Origin of the sequence: Blastococcus aurantiacus, from assembly GCF_900102425.1 — a bacterium.
GTDB classification, from domain to species: domain Bacteria; phylum Actinomycetota; class Actinomycetes; order Mycobacteriales; family Geodermatophilaceae; genus Blastococcus; species Blastococcus aurantiacus.
Genome location: NZ_FNBT01000003.1, coordinates 428400 through 446808, shown reverse-complemented (window position 1 = coordinate 446808; position 18409 = coordinate 428400). Strand labels below are relative to the sequence as shown.

The 18409-nt window shown below is 74.3% G+C and carries 16 protein-coding genes; 12 read left to right on the top strand and 4 right to left on the bottom strand.

The annotated features are described in order from the left end of the window. The 4 genes from BLS70_RS21625 to BLS70_RS08720 form a co-directional block, all read left to right on the top strand. On the top strand, positions 1-630 hold a 630-nt coding region (locus BLS70_RS21625; protein ID WP_369406225.1), incomplete at its 5' end, for a DUF222 domain-containing protein. After that, the gene (locus BLS70_RS21620; RefSeq protein WP_369406224.1) at positions 627-1034 is read left to right on the top strand and encodes an HNH endonuclease; all 408 of its coding nucleotides are present in this window, start codon (positions 627-629) and stop codon (positions 1032-1034) included. The genes BLS70_RS21625 and BLS70_RS21620, both read left to right, overlap by 4 nt. Positions 1035-1090: 56 nt before the next feature. After that, the gene (gene upp, locus BLS70_RS08725) at positions 1091-1714 is read left to right on the top strand and encodes a uracil phosphoribosyltransferase (protein ID WP_091766103.1); all 624 of its coding nucleotides are present in this window, start codon (positions 1091-1093) and stop codon (positions 1712-1714) included. A 2-nt stretch (positions 1715-1716) separates the two neighbouring features. Next, on the top strand, positions 1717-2607 hold the full coding sequence (locus BLS70_RS08720; protein WP_091765895.1) for a Gfo/Idh/MocA family protein: 891 nt from the start codon (positions 1717-1719) through the stop codon (positions 2605-2607). Positions 2608-2610: 3 nt separating this feature from the next. Here the strand turns inward: BLS70_RS08720 and BLS70_RS08715 are convergent, their stop codons facing one another. From BLS70_RS08715 to BLS70_RS08700, 4 genes are all read right to left on the bottom strand, one after another. Beyond that, on the bottom strand, positions 2611-3174 hold the full coding sequence (locus BLS70_RS08715; RefSeq protein WP_091765891.1) for a dihydrofolate reductase family protein: 564 nt from the start codon (positions 3172-3174) through the stop codon (positions 2611-2613). Between the two features lie 169 nt (positions 3175-3343). After that, positions 3344-4969, bottom strand: coding sequence for a phospho-sugar mutase (locus tag BLS70_RS08710; protein ID WP_091765889.1), 1626 nt, complete (start codon positions 4967-4969; stop codon positions 3344-3346). A gap of 16 nt (positions 4970-4985) precedes the next feature. Next, a complete protein-coding gene (locus BLS70_RS08705) occupies positions 4986-5804 on the bottom strand; it encodes an NAD-dependent epimerase/dehydratase family protein (RefSeq protein WP_091765887.1) in 819 nt (272 codons plus the stop codon). Then, positions 5801-6613, bottom strand: coding sequence for a purine-nucleoside phosphorylase (locus BLS70_RS08700; RefSeq protein ID WP_091765883.1), 813 nt, complete (start codon positions 6611-6613; stop codon positions 5801-5803). The genes BLS70_RS08705 and BLS70_RS08700 overlap by 4 nt, the downstream gene beginning before the upstream one ends. A 151-nt stretch (positions 6614-6764) precedes the next feature. On the opposite strand from BLS70_RS08700, the gene BLS70_RS08695 reads away from it, so the two are divergent. The 8 genes from BLS70_RS08695 (at position 6765) to BLS70_RS08660 (ending at position 18376) form a co-directional block, all read left to right on the top strand. Next, the gene (locus BLS70_RS08695) at positions 6765-7967 is read left to right on the top strand and encodes a glutamate--cysteine ligase (RefSeq protein WP_091765880.1); all 1203 of its coding nucleotides are present in this window, start codon (positions 6765-6767) and stop codon (positions 7965-7967) included. Then, on the top strand, positions 7964-9256 hold the full coding sequence (locus BLS70_RS08690) for an amidohydrolase (RefSeq protein WP_091765877.1): 1293 nt from the start codon (positions 7964-7966) through the stop codon (positions 9254-9256). Before BLS70_RS08695 ends, BLS70_RS08690 begins: the two co-directional genes overlap by 4 nt. Beyond that, on the top strand, positions 9253-11238 hold the full coding sequence (locus BLS70_RS08685) for a methylmalonyl-CoA mutase subunit beta (RefSeq protein ID WP_091765874.1): 1986 nt from the start codon (positions 9253-9255) through the stop codon (positions 11236-11238). Before BLS70_RS08690 ends, BLS70_RS08685 begins: the two co-directional genes overlap by 4 nt. Continuing rightward, positions 11235-13478: a methylmalonyl-CoA mutase gene (gene scpA, locus BLS70_RS08680; protein ID WP_091765871.1), complete on the top strand. Its 2244-nt coding sequence runs from the start codon at positions 11235-11237 to the stop codon at positions 13476-13478. Before BLS70_RS08685 ends, scpA begins: the two co-directional genes overlap by 4 nt. Before the next feature lie 15 nt (positions 13479-13493). Continuing rightward, the gene (gene meaB / locus BLS70_RS08675) at positions 13494-14513 is read left to right on the top strand and encodes a methylmalonyl Co-A mutase-associated GTPase MeaB (RefSeq protein ID WP_091765868.1); all 1020 of its coding nucleotides are present in this window, start codon (positions 13494-13496) and stop codon (positions 14511-14513) included. Positions 14514-14589: 76 nt separating this feature from the next. Continuing rightward, positions 14590-16101: a polyprenol phosphomannose-dependent alpha 1,6 mannosyltransferase MptB gene (gene mptB, locus BLS70_RS08670; RefSeq protein ID WP_091765865.1), complete on the top strand. Its 1512-nt coding sequence runs from the start codon at positions 14590-14592 to the stop codon at positions 16099-16101. A gap of 35 nt (positions 16102-16136) precedes the next feature. Continuing rightward, entirely contained in the window at positions 16137-16901 is a 765-nt protein-coding gene (locus tag BLS70_RS08665; RefSeq protein ID WP_218122338.1) for a polyprenol monophosphomannose synthase, read from the top strand. A 71-nt stretch (positions 16902-16972) separates the two neighbouring features. Next, a complete protein-coding gene (locus BLS70_RS08660) occupies positions 16973-18376 on the top strand; it encodes an NAD(P)H-quinone dehydrogenase (RefSeq protein ID WP_091765861.1) in 1404 nt (467 codons plus the stop codon). Positions 18377-18409: the final 33 nt, after the last annotated feature.

Below are 18409 nucleotides of genomic sequence, written 5' to 3'. Positions count from 1 at the left end.
CTGCGCGGGCACCACCGGCTGTCCCCGGGCGAGGCGAGCAGGTTGGTGCGCAACGGCCGTGCCCTGGAGCAGTTGCCGTCGCTGGCCGCGGCGGCTGCTGCCGGTGCGGTGACCGCGGAGGCGGTGTCGACGATCGCGCCGGTCGCCTCGGCCGAGAACCTGGCCTCAGCGGAGGCGCAGGACGTGGACGTCGCCGCCATCGACGCGGCGCTGGCCCGGGTCGCCGCGACCCGTCCGCACACCGAGCTGCGGCAGGTCGTCGGGCACTACCTCGCCCGCCTCGATCCTGACGGCGCCGAGCCCGACCCCACCGAGCAGCGCTCCTTCGTCGCTGCCCGCGACTCCCGGGGGGTGGTCACCGGCCGGTTCGTCCTCGACGCGGTCGGCGGGGAGAAGGTGCTGGCCGCGGTCGAGTCGATCGTGCAGGCCTCCCGCCCCACCGGCGACCTGCGCACCCGTTCCCAGCGGCAGGCCGACGCCCTGGTGCGACTCGCCGACAACGCCCTCGCCTCCGGCGACCTGCCGACGATGCGCACGGTGAAGCCGCACGTCGCCGTCGTCATCGACCTGGACGACCTGGTCGACCCCCACCCCGGCGCCGGCGCCGGCCGCACCGGTTCGGGGCGATGATCTCCGCCGCCCGCGCCCGCTGGCTCGCCTGCGACAGCACCGTCAGCCGCGTCGTCATGGGCCCCGACGGACAGCTGCTGGACCTCGGCCGCACCCACCGCGTCGTGCCCCCGCACCTGCGCCGCGCAGTGGAAATCCGCGACCGGCACTGCGCCTTCGCCGGCTGCGACGCCCCCTCCCACTGGTGCGACGTCCACCACGTCCTCGAATGGCTCGCCCACGACGGCGACACCTCACTCGAGAACTCCGCCCTCCTGTGCGAACGCCACCACACCAAGGTCCACCACGGGTTCCGCGTCGAACGACAACCCGACGGGCGATGGCGCACCTGGCGCCCCGACGACACCGAGATCGTCGTCTTCCCGCTGGCCAGCGACGGAGTGGAGCTCACCCGCACCGGCTGAGCCACCGGAGTGGGCGGGCGTGCCGTCGGTCCGTGCCGGGCCGCTACCGTTCGGGCGTGCAGCTGACCGTCGTCGACCACCCCCTGGCCCGAGCCCGGCTGAGCCGGATGCGCGACGAGCGCACGGACAACGCCGCCTTCCGCGCCGCGCTCCGCGAGCTGACGCAGATGCTGGTCTACGAGGCCACGCGGGAACTCGCCGTGGCCGAGGAGCCGATCCGGACACCTGTCGTTCCGACCACGGGCTACCGCTTGGCCGCGCCGCCGCTCATCGTGCCGGTGCTGCGCGCGGGCCTGGGCATGGCCGACACGGCGCACGGCATGCTTCCCGAGTCGCAGATGGGGTTCGTCGGCCTGGCGCGGAACGAGGAGACCTTCCAGCCCGAGGCCTACATGGCCTCCCTCCCGGAGTCGCTCGTGGACCGGCACGTCTTCGTGCTCGACCCGATGCTGGCCACCGGTGGGTCGCTGGTGCACTGCTGCGGCCTGCTCACCGCACGCGGCGCCACGCAGATCACCGTGCTGTGCGCGTTGGCGGCCCCCGAGGGCATCGAGCGGCTGCGGGACAGCGGTCTGCCGCTGCGGGTGTTCACCGCGAGCATCGACGAGGGGCTCAACGAGAACGCCTACATCGTCCCGGGCCTCGGCGACGCGGGCGACCGTCAGTTCGGCGCGGTCTGAGGATGCGCTTCGGGGTCCTCGGCACCGGCCCCTGGGCGCGGGCCGTGCACGCCCCGGCGCTCGCCGGCCACCCGGCGGCCGAGCTCGTCGGCGTCTGGGGTCGCGACCTGGCGAAGGCCAAGGCGCTGGGGGCCGAGTTCGAGGTACCGGGCTTCGACGACCTCGACGAGCTGCTCGACGGGGTCGACGCCGTCACCCTCGCCCTGCCCCCGGACGTGCAGGCGCCCCTGGCCGAGCGCGCGGCGGCGGCCGGCAAGCACCTGCTGCTCGAGAAGCCGGTCGCGTTCAGCACGGAGGCCGCCGACCGCGTCGCAGCCGCTGTGCGCGAGGCCGGCGTCGCGTCTGTCGTCTTCTTCACCCTCCGCTTCCAGGCCGCCACGACCACCTGGCTGACCCAGGCCGCGCGCACGGAGCTCGCGGGTGGCGCCGGGTCGTGGCTGGCCTCGCTGGCCGGCTCACGGTTCGCCGCATCCCCGTGGCGCCACGAGCGGGGGGCGCTGTGGGACGTCGGCCCGCACGCGCTGTCGGTGCTGGTGCCCGCGCTCGGGCCGGTCGTTGCCGTGCAGGCGGGCGCCGGGCTGGGCGACACCGTGCACCTCGTGCTGACCCACGAGTCCGGGGCGGCGTCGACGGTGACGCTGTCCCTCACCGTGGCGCGCATGTCCGGCGGGGTCGAGTTCTTCGTCCACGGCGACGCCGGCCGGCTGGTGCTGCTGCCCGACTCCGGGTCGGCGCAGGAGGCGTTCGCGCTCGCGGTCGACGAGCTGGAGGCCGCCGCGCTCACCGGCGGGACGCACCCCTGCGACGTCGGGTTCGGCCGCGACGTCGTCCAGGTGCTGGAGACGGCCGCCCGGGCACTGGAGTCCGGCTGTCGGGAGACCGTCCCGCGCTGACCGTCAGCGGTCCCGTTCGTAGCGCAGCATGAGGACGCCGTTGCCGAAGGTGCGTGTCTCGGCCAGCCTCAGATCCGCGGGCGTGCCCTCGGACTCGAACAGCCGACGGCCCCGGCCCACCAGCACCGGGCTGACGAAGAGCCGGTACTCGTCGATCAGATCGTGCCGGCGGAACGACTCGGCCAGCACCGGTCCGCCCACGACCATGGGGCCGCCGGGCTGCTCCTGCAGCGCCCGCACCTCCTCGGGGACGACGTCCCGCAGCAGGGTGGCGTTGGGCCCGACGGTGTCGAGGGTCCGCGAGTACACGATCTTCGGCATGCCCCGCCAGATGCCGGCGAACTCGACCATGGGCGGGTCGGCGTCCGGGCCCTGATCCGCCGTCGGCCAGTACGCCTCCATCAGCTCGTAGGTGACGCGGCCCTCGAGGAAGGCGCTGCTCTCGGCCAGCACCTCGTTGAAGTACGTGTGCAGCTCGTCGTCGACACGGCCCCAGCTGATGTCGGCGTCCGGCCCCTCGAAGTAGCCGTCGAGCGAGATCCCCAGGTGCAGCACGATCTTGCGCATTCGTCGTCGTCTCCTCACGGGCCCGGTGGGCCTCGACTGTCCGACTCCCGCCGACGCCCGCGCTCATCGGTCGTCGATCAGGCCGCCCAGGCGCTGGAGTGATGTTCTTCGTGCTCCTCGGCCTCTGCAGGACCGCAGGAGCGCGAGGAACACCCGACGAGCGACCCCCTCAGAGACCCAGGGCCACCGACATCTCGGCGCGCAGCTGGTCCAGCTCGTCCTCGCCCCGGCCGCGGGCAGCGATCATCCCGGCGTCCTGGTGCACCGGCACCACCGTCTCCAGGTAGGCCTTGAGCTTCGGCTCCGTGCCGCTGGGTCGCACGATCACCCGGACGCCGTCGCCGAGCAGCCGCACCGCGTCGACCGGGGGCGACTCGAGCGCCAGGTCGGCGTACGCCACCTCCCGGCCCAGCAGGGTGGCCGGCGGTGCCGCGCGCACCCGCTCCATCGCGTCGGAGATGACCGACAGGTCGTCGACCCGCACCGACAACTGCCCCGTCGCGAACAGCCCGTGCTCCAGCGCCAGCTCGTCCAGCCGGTCGAGCAGCGTTCGACCCGACTCCTTGAGCTCCGCGGCCAGCAGCGACACCGCCAGCGCGGCGGAGATGCCGTCCTTGTCCCGTGCGACCGACGGGGACACCGTGTAGCCCAGCGCCTCCTCGTACCCGTAGACCAGCGGCGCGGCGTCCGAGCCGGCCCGCATGATCCACTTGAAGCCGGTCGGGGTCTCCTCCGACGGCACCCCGTGCGCGGCGGCGATCACGTGCATCAGCGAGCCGCTGACCAGCGACGACGCGTAGGTGCCGCGCACGCCGCGCCGCAGCAGCCAGTCGGCCAGCAGCGCACCGACCTCGTCGCCGGTGAGCTGCCGCCCGGCGCAGACCACGGCGCAGCGGTCGGCGTCGGGGTCCTCCGCGATCGCCACGTCCGCACCGGTGCGCGCCGCCAGCGCCTTGAGCAGGTCCGTCGCCCCCGGCTCCTCCGGGTTGGGGAAGGCCACGGTGCGGAAGGTCGGGTCCGGCTCGTCCTGCTCCGGCACGCTCACCGGCTCCGCCAGGCCGGCGGCCGCGAACACCGCCCGGGTCGTGTCGGCGCCCACCCCGTGCATCGCGGTGTAGGCCACCCGCAGCGACCCGCGCGACGCCACCCGCGCCGGCTCGAGTGCCGCCACGACCGCGGCGACGTAGTCGGCGGCGACGTCGTCGCCGAGGGTGAGCCACTCGTCCGACAGCAGCACCTCGCGGGCCGGCCCCACCGCGGCGATCGCGGCCTCGATCTCCCGGTCGGCCGGGGGTACCAGCTGGGCGCCGTCGCCGAGGTAGACCTTGTAGCCGTTGTCGTCCGGCGGGTTGTGGCTGGCGGTCACCATGATCCCGGCGACGCAGCCCAGGTGCCGGACGGCGAAGGACAGCACCGGTGTGGGCAGCGCCCGGGGCAGCACCTGCACCGCGAACCCGGCCGCGGCCAGCACCGACGCCGAGATGCGGGCGAACTCGTCGGAGCGCCGACGGGCGTCATAGCCGATGACGATGCCGCCACCGGCCGACCCGGAGCCCTGCAGCCAGGAAGCCAGGCCGGCGGCGGCCCGGGTGACGACGGCGGCGTTCATGCCCGCCGGGCCGGCGCGGAGCGGCCCGCGCAACCCCGCCGTCCCGAAGGTCAGCGGGCCGGCGAAGCGGGAGCGCAGCTCCGCGACGTCCCCCGCGTCGACGAGGGCGGAGATCTCCGCGCGGTCGCCGTCGTGCGGATCGGCGTCGGCCCAGGCGCGGGCGGTGGCCAGGAGGTCGTCGGTCATGCCGGGCAGTTGTCCCTCACGCGTCGAAGTGCTCGGAGTCGTAGTCGGCCGTGGTGAACTCGCCGCCCACGCGGGCGTGCACCGGGTCGGCCAGGTCGGGCTCGCCGTGGGCGGCGATCAGCGCCTCGGCGTAGCTCTCGGCGTCGTCGGCGGGCTCGTAGCCGAGCGCACGGGCGGCGGTGAGGTCCCACCAGGCGCGGGTGTTGGCCGAGGCGCCCCAGACGACGGCGAACCCGGGCGAGGGCGCCCGCAGTGCGGCGTCGACCAGCCGCACGGTGTCGCCGGGGGAGAGCCAGGTGGACAGGTGCCGCGTCGTCGTCGGCTCGGGGAAGGCGCTCCCGATCCGCAGGCAGACGACGTCGAGGCCGTAGCGGTCGGCGTAGAGCGAGCCGAGCGCCTCCATCGTCACCTTGGAGACGCCGTAGTAGGTGTCCGGCCGCGGCGGGGCGTCGGCCTCGCGCAGGAGACCGCCGTCCGGACGCGGGGTGTAGCCGGTGGCGTGGTTGCTGCTCGCCAGCACCACCCGGCCGACGCCGGCCCGACGCGCGGCCTCCAACGCGCAGTACGTGCCGTCGATGTTGGTGTGCGCGATCGCCGGCCACGTCGACTCGGTGGCGATCCCCGCGAGGTGCACGACGGCGGCGGCACCGCGGGAGGCCTCGGTCAGGGCCAGGAGATCGGTCGTGTCGGCGACCAGGTGCTCCTCGCCGGGGCGCGGCTCCGGCACCGGGACGACGTCCAGGCTGCGCACGGCCCAACCGCGCTCGGGCAGCCCACCGCGCAGGACCGTGCCGATGAGCCCGGCCGCGCCGGTCACCAGCACCGGACCCGTCATGCGGGCAGCTGCCCGATGAACCGCACCAGGAACTGGCCCAGCCGCCCGGCCGCCTCCCGGCCCGCGGCGATGACCTCGTCGGCGTCCAGTTTCTCGCCGGTGACCCCGGCCGCGGCGTTCGTGACCAGGGAGAGGCCGAAGACCTCGAGACCCTCCGCGTGCGCCGCGATCGCCTCGAGCGCCGTCGACATCCCCACCAGGTCCGCGCCCATCGTGCGCAGCATCCGGATCTCGGCCGGCGTCTCGTAGTGCGGCCCGGGCAGCGCGGCGTAGACGCCCTCGGTCAGCTCCGGGTCCAGCGAGCGGGCGAGCTGACGCAGCCGTGCGGAGTAGAGGTCCGTGAGGTCGACGAAGTTCGCGCCCACCAGCGGGGAGCGGGCCGTCAGGTTGAGGTGGTCGGCGATGACGACCGCCTGGCCGACCCGGTGCTCCGGCGCGAGCCCGCCTGCTGCGTTGGTGAGGACGACGGTCTTCACGCCGGCCGCCGCCGCGGTGCGCACGCCGTGCACCACCGGGTCGACGCCGCGGCCCTCGTAGAGATGGGTCCGCCCCAGGAAGAGCAGCACCTTGCGCTCGCCGACGCGCACCGAGCGCACCTCGCCGCCGTGCCCGACCGCCGTCGGGGCCGCGAAGCCGGGCAGCTCGCCGATGGCGACGGCGTACTCGGCCGCACCGAACGCGTCGGCTGCGGGGGCCCAGCCGGAACCCATGACGACGGCCACGTCGTGCGGACCGCCGAGCGCGGTCATGAGGTCGTCGGCCGCGGTGGCGGCGATGGACTGGGGGTCGGTACCGGGTGGCTGGCTCACGCAGGGACGCTAACGCAGAACCGCCCGCGCCTCCCCTCGCGCGGGGCACGGATGCCCACGGCGGGGGAGGCTCCCGGACCGCGGTCCACCGCTCGGGTGATCGTGCTGCGTCGCCGGGTGGGCACCGCGCGACCTCCCTAGACTCCCGCAGGTGGAGATCCCCTTCCGGTCGTCCGAGCGGGCCAGCCTCGGCGTCGAGTGGGAGCTGCAGCTGATCGACCGCGACACCCGCGAGCTGTCGCCCGGCGCGAACGAGATCCTCGAGCAGCTGCGCCCGGAGGGTGCCGAGGAGCACCCCAAGGCCAAGCACGAGCTGCTGCAGTCGACCGTCGAGATCATCACCGGCGTCTGCACCACCGTCCGCGAGGCCAAGGCCGACCTCGCCGGCACGCTGGCGGAGGTGGCCGCCGCCGCGGAGCAGCGGAACCTGGGGCTGATGTGCGCGGGCACCCACCCGTTCACCGACTGGCAGAGCCAGCTCATCTCGCCGAAGGAGCGCTACCTCGAGCTCGTCGAGCGGATGCAGTGGATGGCCCGGCGGATGCAGATCTTCGGCGTCCACGTGCACGTCGGCGTGCGCGCGCCGGAGAAGGCCATCCCCATCGTCAACGCGCTGTGCCAGTACATCCCGCACTTCCTCGCGCTGTCGTCGTCCTCCCCGTTCTGGGTGGGCTGCGACACCGGCCTCGCCTCGTCGCGGACCAAGATCTTCGAGGGCATGCCGACGGCGGGGCTGCCCTACCAGCTCGCCGGCTGGGCGGAGTTCGAGGAGTACATGGAGACGCTGATCTCCACGAAGTCCATCGACAGCGTCCGCGAGGTCTGGTGGGACGTCCGGCCGCACCCCGACTTCGGCACGGTCGAGCTGCGCATCTGCGACGGCCTGCCCACCCTCGACGAGATCGGGGCGGTCGCGGCGCTGGCCCAGTGCCTCGTCGAGCAGTTCGACACCCAGCTCGACCGCGGCTACACGCTCCCGACCCCGGCGTCCTGGGTGCTGCGCGAGAACAAGTGGCGCGCTTCCCGGTACGGGCTGGACGCCGACATCGTGGTCGACGAGAAGGGCACCGTCCGCCCGGTGCGGCAGGCGATCATCGACCTGGTCGAGGAGCTGCGGCCGACCGCGAAGCGCCTGGACTGCGAGGCCGAGCTCGCCGACGTGCTGCGCGTGCTGGACGTCGGCGCCTCCTACCAGCGGCAGCGCGCCGTCGCCGCCGCCCACGACGGCAGCCTCGGGCCCGTCGTCGACAGCCTGCTGGCCGAGATGCGGGACGGATTGCCCGCGACCGGCCCCGTCGGCCGCCCGACCGAGCCCGCGCCCGGTCCGGGCGACTGCGCCGGGCATGCGGCGTGACCGCCGTCGTCGAGGAGCTCGGCGCCGCGGTGGACGACTGGGTGCAGGCGCACACGGCCGAGCTGATCGCCACCCGCCGGCACCTGCACGCCCACCCCGAGCTCGCCTATGCAGAGGTCGAGACGACGTCCTACCTCGAGCAGCGGCTGCGCGAGGTGGGGCTCGAGCCGCGCCGGCTGCCCCGTGGCACCGGGCTGGTCGTCGAGGTGGGGGACGGCCCCGGCCCCACCGTCGTCCTGCGCGGGGACATCGACGGGCTCCCGCTGCCCGACCTCAAGGACGTCCCGTACGCCTCCACCCGCGAGGGGCTGGCCCATGCCTGCGGGCACGACGTCCACACCACCGTGGTCCTCGGCGTCGCCCTGGCGCTGGCCGCCGTCGGGAGCCTGCCCGGCCGGGTGCGCTGCATCTTCCAGCCCGCCGAGGAGACGGTGCCGGGTGGCGCCACGGAGGTGGTGGCCACCGGCGCGCTCGACGGCGCCACCCGCGCCTTCGCCCTGCACTGCGACCCCTCGGTGCCGGTGGGCAGCGTGGGACTGCGCACCGGCGCCATCACCGCCGCCTGCGACCGCATCGACGTCACGCTCACCGGCCCCGGCGGCCACACCGCCCGGCCGCACCTGACCGTCGACCTCGTCGACGCGCTCGGCCGGCTGATCACCGGTCTGCCGGGGCTGCTGTCCCGCCAGGTCGACCCGCGGGCCGGCATGTCCCTGGTGTGGGGCTCGGTGGACGCCGGTGTCGCGGCCAACGCCATCCCGCAGCGCGGCACGCTCCGCGGCACCGTGCGGGTGCTCGACCGCGACGCCTGGCAGGGCGCCGAGGAGATCATCCGCGCGCTGGTCGGCAAGGTCGGCGCCGCGACCGGTGCAGGGGTGGAGGTCGACTACGTGCGCGGCGTCCCGCCGGTGGTCAACGACCCCCGGTCGGTGGCCCTGCTCCGCTCCGCCGCCGTCGAGACGGTGGGTGCCGACGCCGTCGTGCTGTCGCCGCAGAGCATGGGCGGGGAGGACTTCGGCTGGTTCGCCGAGCGGCTGCCCATCGCGCTGGCCCGGCTGGGCACGCACGGCGGGGGAGAGCCGCTGGACCTGCACCGCGGCACCTTCGACGTGGACGAGCGGGCGATCGCGGTGGGCGTCCGGCTGCTGGCGCGGACGGCGCTGCACGCGCTGGAGGCCGACGCCGGGCACCCCGTCGGGGTGGCCCCGCAGCCACCCGGCCGCACGCACCTGCACGCGCCTGGAGACACTGCAGCCAGACGAGCTGACGAGGAGTCCCACCGAGGATGAGTTCCACCGACCAGCAGAGCAGCCACCCCGCGCCGGCGCCGGCCGACGCCCAGGTCCCCAGCGAGCACGAGGTCCCCGAGAGCCTCGGGCTGGCCGCCGAGTTCCCCGGCGTCACGCGCGACGAGTGGCGCGACCTGGTCGCCGGCGTCCTGCGCAAGGCCGGCCGGGAGGACCTTCCCGAGCCCGTCGAGGAGGCGCTGCGCCGCACGGTGGCCACGGGCGTCACCGTGGCCCCGCTCTACACCGCCGCGGATGCCGCGGACCTGCCGACCGGGGTCGGCGTGCCGGGACTCCCGCCGTTCGTGCGCGGCTCCCGGCCCTCCGGAGGACCGGCCGGGTCGGCGGAGGTCACCGCCTCGGGCGGTGCCGACGGCGGCGCCCCTGGTGGCTGGGACATCCGCCAGCGGCACGCGCACCCCGACGTCGCGGTGACGAAGGAGGCGATCGCCGCCGACCTGGAGAACGGCGTCACCTCCCTGTGGCTGGTCGTCGGCGAGGGCGCGGTGCCGGCCGACCGGCTCGGTGAGGTGCTGGCCGACGTCTACCTGGACCTGGCCCCGGTGAGCGTCTCCGGTGGCACGGCAGCAGCCGAGGCGTTCCTCGACCTCGTGGACGCGCGGAGCGACGGCGATGGGCCGCTAGCTCCCGGCGGCTCGCTCGGCCTCGACCCGCTCGGCGAGCACGCCGCCTCCGGGCAGCCGCAGGACCTGAGCGGTCTGGCCGGCATCGCCCGCCGCGCCGCCGCCCTCAGTGCTGGTCGGCCGCGCCCCACCCTGCGCAGCGTCGTCGTCGACGGCACGGTCTTCGCCGACGCGGGCGCCTCGGCCGTCGAGGAGCTCGGCTGCTCGCTGGCCGCCGGCGTCGCCTATCTGCGGGCGCTCACCGGCGGGGGGCTGGGCGTGGACGAGGCCTTCGCCCAGCTGGAGTTCCGCTACAGCGCGAGCGCCGACCAGTTCACGACCATCGCCGCCCTGCGCGCCGCCCGCCGGCTCTGGGACCGCGTCGGCGAGGTCAGCGGGGCCGCCCCCGGGGTGCGGGGCCAGCACCAGCACGTCGTCACCTCCTCGGTGATGACGACGAGGCGCGACCCCTGGGTCAACATGCTGCGCACCACCGTCGCCTGCTTCGCCGCGGGCGTGGGTGGTGCCGACGCCGTCACCGTCCAGCCCTTCGACGCCGCGCTCGGCCTGCCCGACTCCTTCTCCCGGCGGATCGCCCGCAACACCCAGAGCCTGCTGGTGGAGGAGGGGCACCTCGCCCGCGTCCTCGACCCCGCCGGTGGCTCCTGGTACGTGGAGTGCCTGACCGACGAGCTCGCCCGGGCCGCCTGGGACTGGTTCACCGAGATCGAGCGGGCCGGTGGCCTGGCCGCGGCGCTGGACTCCGGCCTGGTCCGCGACCGGATCGCCACCGCCTGGGACGCACGGGCGAAGCGGCTGGCCACCCGCGCCGACGCGATCACCGGCGTCAGCGAGTTCCCCAACCTGACCGAGAAGCTGCCCCAGCGGCAGCCGGCAGCCGAGCTGCACCCGAGCGGCGGGCTGCCCCGCGTCCGCGCCGCCCAGGAGTTCGAGGCACTGCGCGACGCAGCGGACGCCGCCTTGGCATCGAACGGCGCGCAGCGGCCGCAGGTCTACCTGGCCACCATCGGCCCGATCGCCCGGCACACCGCCCGGGCGAGCTTCGCCGGCAACCTGTTCCAGGCCGGCGGGCTGGCGACGCCGGCCGGCGACGGCGCCGGGGGCCTGGCCGAGGCGGGGACGACCGTCGCCTGCATCTGCGGGACCGACAAGGACTACGCCGAGCAGGCGGCCGGGCTGGCCGCCGCGCTCAAGGACGCCGGCGCCACGCACGTGTGGCTGGCCGGCAAGCCCGACCTGGCCGTCGACGGCGTCGACGGCTACGTGTACGCCGGATGCGACGCCCTGGACGTGCTCGGCACCGTCCACGCGCAGCTGGGCCTCGAAGGAGTGCAGGCATGACCGGAATCCCCGACTTCGGCGACGTCGAGCTGGGCCGCCCGGCGGCGGCCGACCGGGCGGGTGGGTCGTCCGACTACACAGCCTGGGCCAAGGCGTTCGAGGAGACGACCGGCCGCGGCGTCGAGGAGGCGACCTGGGAGACCCCCGAGGGCATCGCCGTCCCGCCGCTGTTCACCCCGGCCGACCTGGAGGGGCTCGACTTCCTCGAGACCCTGCCCGGCCTCCCGCCGTTCCTGCGCGGGCCCTACCCGACGATGTACACGACGCAGCCGTGGACGGTCCGCCAGTACGCCGGCTTCTCCACCGCCGCGGAGTCCAACGCCTTCTACCGCCGCAACCTGGCCGCCGGCCAGAAGGGCCTGTCGGTCGCGTTCGACCTGCCCACCCACCGCGGCTACGACTCCGACCACCCGCGCGTGGTCGGCGACGTCGGCATGGCGGGCGTGGCCATCGACTCGATCCTGGACATGCGGCAGCTGTTCGACGGCATCCCGCTGGACAAGATGTCGGTGTCGATGACGATGAACGGCGCGGTGCTCCCGGTGCTGGCGCTCTACATCGTCGCGGCCGAGGAGCAGGGGGTCTCGCCCGCGCAGCTCACCGGCACGATCCAGAACGACATCCTCAAAGAGTTCATGGTGCGGAACACCTACATCTATCCGCCCAAGCCCTCGATGCAGATCATCAGCGACATCTTCTCCTTCACCTCGAAGGAGATGCCGCGCTACAACTCCATCTCGATCTCCGGCTACCACATCCAGGAGGCCGGGGCGACGGCCGACCTGGAGCTGGCCTACACGCTCGCCGACGGCGTCGAGTACCTGAAGGCGGGCAAGGACGCCGGCATCGAGGTCGACGCGTTCGCGCCGCGGCTGTCCTTCTTCTGGGCCATCGGGATGAACTTCTTCATGGAGGTCGCCAAGCTCCGCGCCGGGCGGCTGCTGTGGGCCCGGCTGGTCAAGGAGGCCGGTGCGCAGAACCCGAAGTCGCTCGCGCTGCGCACCCACTCGCAGACCTCGGGCTGGTCGCTGACCGCGCAGGACGTCTACAACAACGTCGTCCGGACCTGCCTGGAGGCCATGGCCGCCACCCAGGGGCACACCCAGTCGCTGCACACCAACGCCCTCGACGAGGCGCTGGCCCTGCCCACCGACTTCTCCGCCCGCATCGCGCGGAACACCCAGCTGCTGCTCCAGCAGGAGTCGGGCACCACGCGGGTCATCGACCCGTGGGGTGGCTCGGCCTACGTCGAGAAGCTGACCTACGACCTGGCCCGCCGCGCGTGGGCGCACATCCAGGAGGTCACCGAGGCCGGCGGCATGGCGCAGGCCATCGACGAGGGCATCCCGAAGCTGCGCATCGAGGAGGCCGCGGCCCGCACCCAGGCCCGCATCGACTCCGGGCGCCAGCCGGTCATCGGCGTCAACAAGTACCGCGTGGACGCCGACGAGGCCATCGAGGTGCTCAAGGTCGACAACAAGGACGTCCTGGCCCAGCAGAAGGCCAAGCTCGAGCAGCTGCGCGCCGATCGGGACGGCGCCGCGGTCACCGACGCGCTGCGCCGGCTCACCGACGCCGCGCGGGCCGCGGCCGAGGGACGGCGGGAGAGCGGGCTGGACTCCAACCTGCTCAAGCTGGCCGTGGACGCCGCCCGCGCGAAGGCCACGGTCGGCGAGATCTCCGACGCGCTCGAGGAGGTCTACGGACGGCATGCCGGCCAGGTCCGCACGATCTCCGGCGTCTACCGCGACGAGGCGATGGCCGGGCGCAAGGCGGGGGAGGACAGCCCGATGGAGGAGACCCGCCGCATGGCGGAGGCGTTCGAGGAGGCCGAGGGGCGCCGTCCCCGCATCCTGGTCGCCAAGATGGGCCAGGACGGGCACGACCGCGGCCAGAAGGTCATCGCCACCGCCTTCGCCGACCTCGGCTTCGACGTCGACGTGGGCCCCCTGTTCCAGACGCCCGACGAGGTGGCGCGCCAGGCGGTCGAGGCCGACGTGCACGTCGTCGGCGTCTCGTCGCTGGCGGCCGGCCACCTCACGCTCGTGCCCGCGCTCAAGGACGCGCTGGCCGAGCTCGGTGCCGACGACGTGCTGATCGTCGTCGGCGGCGTCATCCCGCCCGACGACGTCCCGACGCTCAAGGAGATGGGTGCGGCCGCGGTCTTCCCGCCCGGCACGGTCATCGCCGAGGCCGCCCAGGAGCTGCTGCGCACCCTGTCGCAGCGCCTGGGTCACTGAGATGCAGGGCCACTGATGGGGCGTGAGGTGGACGTCCCGGCGCTCGCCGAAGGGGTGCTCGCCGGCGACCGGCGGGTGATGGCGCGCGCCATCACGCTGGTCGAGTCGCGGCGGGCCGACCACCGCGAGCGGGCGCAGGAGCTGCTCGTGGAGCTGCTCCCGCACGCCGGGGGAGCGCGCCGCGTCGGCATCAGCGGGGTCCCCGGCGTCGGGAAGTCCACGTTCATCGACCAACTCGGGGTGACGCTGACCGCCGCCGGTTCCAAGGTGGCGGTGCTCGCCGTCGACCCGTCGTCGGCCCGCTCGGGCGGGTCGATCCTCGGCGACAAGACTCGGATGGCCCGGCTGTCGGTGGACCCGGCCGCCTTCATCCGACCGTCGCCGACCTCGGGCACCCTCGGCGGCGTCGCCCAGGCGACGCGCGAGTCGATGGTCGTGGTCGAGGCCGCCGGCTACGACGTCGTCCTCGTCGAGACCGTCGGCGTCGGGCAGTCGGAGATCACCGTCGCCGAGATGGTCGACTCGTTCCTGTTCCTGACCCTCGCTCGCACCGGGGACCAGCTGCAGGGCATCAAGCGCGGCATCCTGGAGATCGCCGACGTGATCGCCGTGAACAAGGCCGACGGCGACGGCGCGCCCGGGGCCCGCAAGGCCGCGCGCGAGCTGGCCCAGGCGATCCGCATGCTGCGCGGGCACGACGAGACCTGGGACGTGCCGGTGCTCACCTGCGCGGGCCTCACCGGCGACGGCCTGGACGAGGTCTGGGCGCAGCTGGTCGCGCACCAGGACCGGATGAAGGCCTCGGGGGAGTTCGACCAGCGGCGCCGCACCCAGCAGGTGCGCTGGACCTGGCAGCTGGTGCGCGACGGCCTGGAGCACGCCCTGCGGGGGCACCCCGGCGTGCGGGCCGCCGCCCCCGGGCTGGAGAGGGCGGTGCTCGCCGGCGAGCTGACCCCCGCCCTCGCCGCCCGGCGGATCCTGGAGACCTTCGGGTCCTCCGCCGAAGGTGCCGAGGGGCCCCGGCCGCGCTGTTAGTCTCGGCCCGCCTGCCGGTCCGGTGGCGGGACGACGACGGATCGGGGCAGGGCCCGTCCACGGGAGCAGTCAGGAGATGGCCGTCAGCACGAGCGTGGCCGGTACGACCCCGATCGAGACCGCGCCCGTCACGTCCGTCCCCCCGGCCCGTTCGGGTGCGGTCACCGCCCTGATCCTGGTGCTCGGCGCGCTCCTCGGCACGGCCGGCACCGCGTATCTCGCGGCGGCCGGGACCAGCCTGGGTGGGCACCTCGACGCGCCGGATCTCTGGTTCTACGACGACCCGCCTTCGCTCAGTCCCGAGGTGCTGGGCTACGAGGCCGCCCGCTCCTGGAGCGCCGCCGCGCTCGGGCTGCTCGCCGTGGCCTGGCTGCTGACCGGGCTCGCCGTCCGCCGCGGCGTCGCGGTCCGGTGGCTGTTGCTGGTGGGGGTGCTCTGGTCGGTGCCGCTCCTGATCGGGCCCCCGCTCTTCACCGCGGACCCGTGGTTCTACACGGCCATCGGCGCCGCCGTGCAGAACGGCGTCGACCCCTTCCAGTACGGACCCGGCGTGCTGGGCGACGTCGAGGTGGTGCGCGGCGCGGAGCGGTTCTGGCGGTTCAGCCCGACGCCCTACAGCCCGCCGTTCGTCTCGCTCCTGTCCGGGCTGTCGTGGACGTTCGACCAGGACCTGCTCTCCGTGCTGGTCGCGGTGCGGGTGCTGTGCGTGGCCGGCTGGGCCGTGTGCGCGCTCATCGTCTGCCGGATCGCCGCGCGCCTGGGCGGCAGCCCCGCGGTGGCGATGTGGCTGGGCGGCATCAACCCGCTGGTGCTGGTGCACCTGGTGTCGGGCAACCACAACGACGCCCTCATGCTCGCCCTGCTGCTGCCAGGGCTGCTGCTCGCCCTGCTCGACCGCCCGCTGCTGGGCATCGTGCTGTGCGTGGCCGGTGCCGGCATCAAGGCCACCGCGCTGATCGCCGTCCTGGTGATCGGCGTGGACTGGGCACAGCGCCAGGACGGCTGGCCGGCGCGGCTCCGGGCCCTCGTGCTCGCCGGTGGGCTGGGTGCCGGCGCCTTCGCCCTGTCGGTGCAGCTCACTGGCTGGGGGTGGACCTTCCTCGACAACCTGGACACCCCGGGCAAGGCGCTGGAGGCGATGACCCCCACGACCGCCCTGGCCTTCGCCCTCGACGTCGACGACCCGCCGATCGACGGGGCGCGGCAGGCCGGGGTGGTCGTCTCGGTGGTGCTCGGGCTGTTCTTCCTGACCCGGCTCCGCCGGTGGGGTCTGGTCCGGGTCACGTCGTGGATCGCCCTGACGGTGATCCTCACCGGATCGGTGGTCTGGCCCTGGTACTTCGTGTGGCCGACGCTGCTCTTCGCCGCGGCCGGAGTGGCCGCCGAGCGGGTGCTCGTGGTGGTGTGGTCGGTGGTCCTGCTGTTCACCGTGCTCCCCGGTGGGCACTCGGTGACCGACCTCTACGAACGCCCGCTCGTCGACCAGATCGTGCTGGGCGTCGTGGGCGCGGCGATCCTCGCCGGACTCGTCCACGTGCTCGTGGCCCGCCGGCGCAGACGCCGGCCGGTGCCCGAGCCTGCCTCCTGACATCTGCTCCTGCTCCCCGAGAGAGAAGGAAGACCGTGCGCATCCTGGTGGTCACGCCGACCTACAACGAGGCGGAGAACGTGCGCCGGCACGTCGAGGCCGTCCTCGCCCGGCCGGCCCGGCCCGACGTGCTCGTCGTCGACGACGGGTCCCCGGACGGCACCGCGGACATCGTGCGGGCCCTCGCCGCGGAGCACCCCGGCCGCGTCGAGCTGCTGGAGCGCACGGGCAAGCTCGGGCTCGGCACGGCCTACGTCGCCGGCTTCAAGCAGGCGCTCGCCCTGGGGCGCTGGGACGTCATCGTGCAGATGGACGTCGACGGCTCGCACGACCCCGCTGCCATCGACGACCTGCTGGCCCACATGAACGGGGCCGACCTGGTGATCGGCTCCCGGTACGTGGCGGGGGGACGGGTGGAGAACTGGCCGTGGAGCCGGCGCACCGTGTCCTGGGTCGGCAACCTCTACGCCCGGACGGTCCTGCGCACGCAGCTCCGCGACCTCACCGGCGGCTTCAAGGCCTGGCGCACCGACCTGCTGAGCCGGCTGGACGTCGACTCGTTCGCCGCCAACGGCTACGGCTACCAGATCGAGACGACCTACCGGGCGCTGCAGGCCGGTGCCCGCGTCGTCGAGGTGCCCATCACCTTCCGCGATCGCGAGCTCGGTGAGTCGAAGATGAACACCGGCATCGCCGTGGAGGCGGTGTCGGCCGTCTGGCGGATCCGTCTCACCAAGGCGCCCTCGGCGCGCGCCGCGCGGACGCCCGGCCCCGGGGACGACGCGTCCGGAGCTCGCTGACGGCCCCGACGCGGCGGAGCGGGGACAATGGCGGACGACGTCCTCCCGATCGCGAAGAAGAAGAAGGACCCATGACCCGCATCGTCATCATCGGCGGCGGCCCGGCCGGCTACGAGGCCGCGCTGGTCGCCGTGCAGCTCGGTGCCCAGGTCACCGTGATCGAGCGCGACGGCATCGGCGGCGCCAGCGTCCTGACCGACTGCGTCCCCTCCAAGACCCTCATCGCCGCCGCGGGCGCCATGACCACGGTGCACGACTCCGCGGTCCTCGGCGTGCACGGGGCCGAGCCCGCGGCCGTCGGGCTGGACCTCGCCGCGGTCAACCAGCGGGTCAAGGGCCTCGCGGTGGCGCAGTCCGCCGACATCCACGCCCGCCTGGCCGCCGAGGGCGTCCGCATCGTGGCGGGGCAGGGGCGGCTCACCGACGACGTGCGGGGTCTCGCCGCGCACCGCGTGCAGGTGCTCGACACGGCCGGCGAGGTGACCGAGGAGCTCGAGGGCGACGTCGTCCTCATCGCCACCGGCGCCGACCCGCGCGTGCTGCCCGGAGCCGAGCCCGACCACGAGCGCATCCTCGACTGGCGCGACGTCTACGACCTCGACGAGATGCCCGAGCACCTGGTCGTCGTGGGCTCGGGGGTCACCGGCGCGGAGTTCGCCTCCGGGTACCTGGAGGCCGGCGTGCCGGTCACCCTGGTCTCCTCCCGCGACCGGGTGCTGCCCGGGGAGGACTCCGACGCCGCCGAGGTGCTGGAGGAGGTCTTCCAGTCCCGCGGTGGGCGGCTGGAGCGCGGCCGGGCGGCGGGGGTGCGCCGCACCGAGAAGGGCGCCGTCGTCGAGCTCACCGACGGGCGCCTCGTGGAGGGCTCGCACGCGCTCATGACCGTCGGCACCGTGCCGAACACCGGCGGGCTGAACCTGGAGAACTGCGGCGTGCAGCTCACCGAGGCCGGCCACGTCGTCGTCGACCGCGTCTCGCGGACGTCGGTGCCGGGCATCTACGCCGCCGGCGACGTCACCGGCGTCTTCCAGCTCGCCTCGGTGGCGGCCATGCAGGGCCGGATCGCCATGTGGCACGCCCTGGGCGAGGCCGTCACGCCGATCAAGCTCAAGACCGTGGCGGCCAACGTCTTCACCCACCCGGAGATCGCGACGGTCGGCGTGCAGGAGGCGGCGGTCACCGAGGGCGACGACATACAGGTGGTCCGGCTGCCCCTGGCGACGAACGCCCGCGCCAAGATGAGCGACCTGCGGGACGGCTTCGTGAAGCTTATCGCCCGCCGCTCCACCGGCGTCATCATGGGCGGTGTGGTGGTCGCGCCGGGTGCGTCGGAGCTCATCCTCCCGATCGCCCTGGCGGTCACCAAGGGGCTGACGGTCGCCGACCTCGCGCAGACGTTCGCCATCTACCCCTCCCTGTCGGGGTCGATCACCGAGGCCGGCCGGCGGCTCATGGGGGCCGACCACCTGGCGTAGGGCGGCAGAAGGACCCTCCTGCCCCCCGCCGCT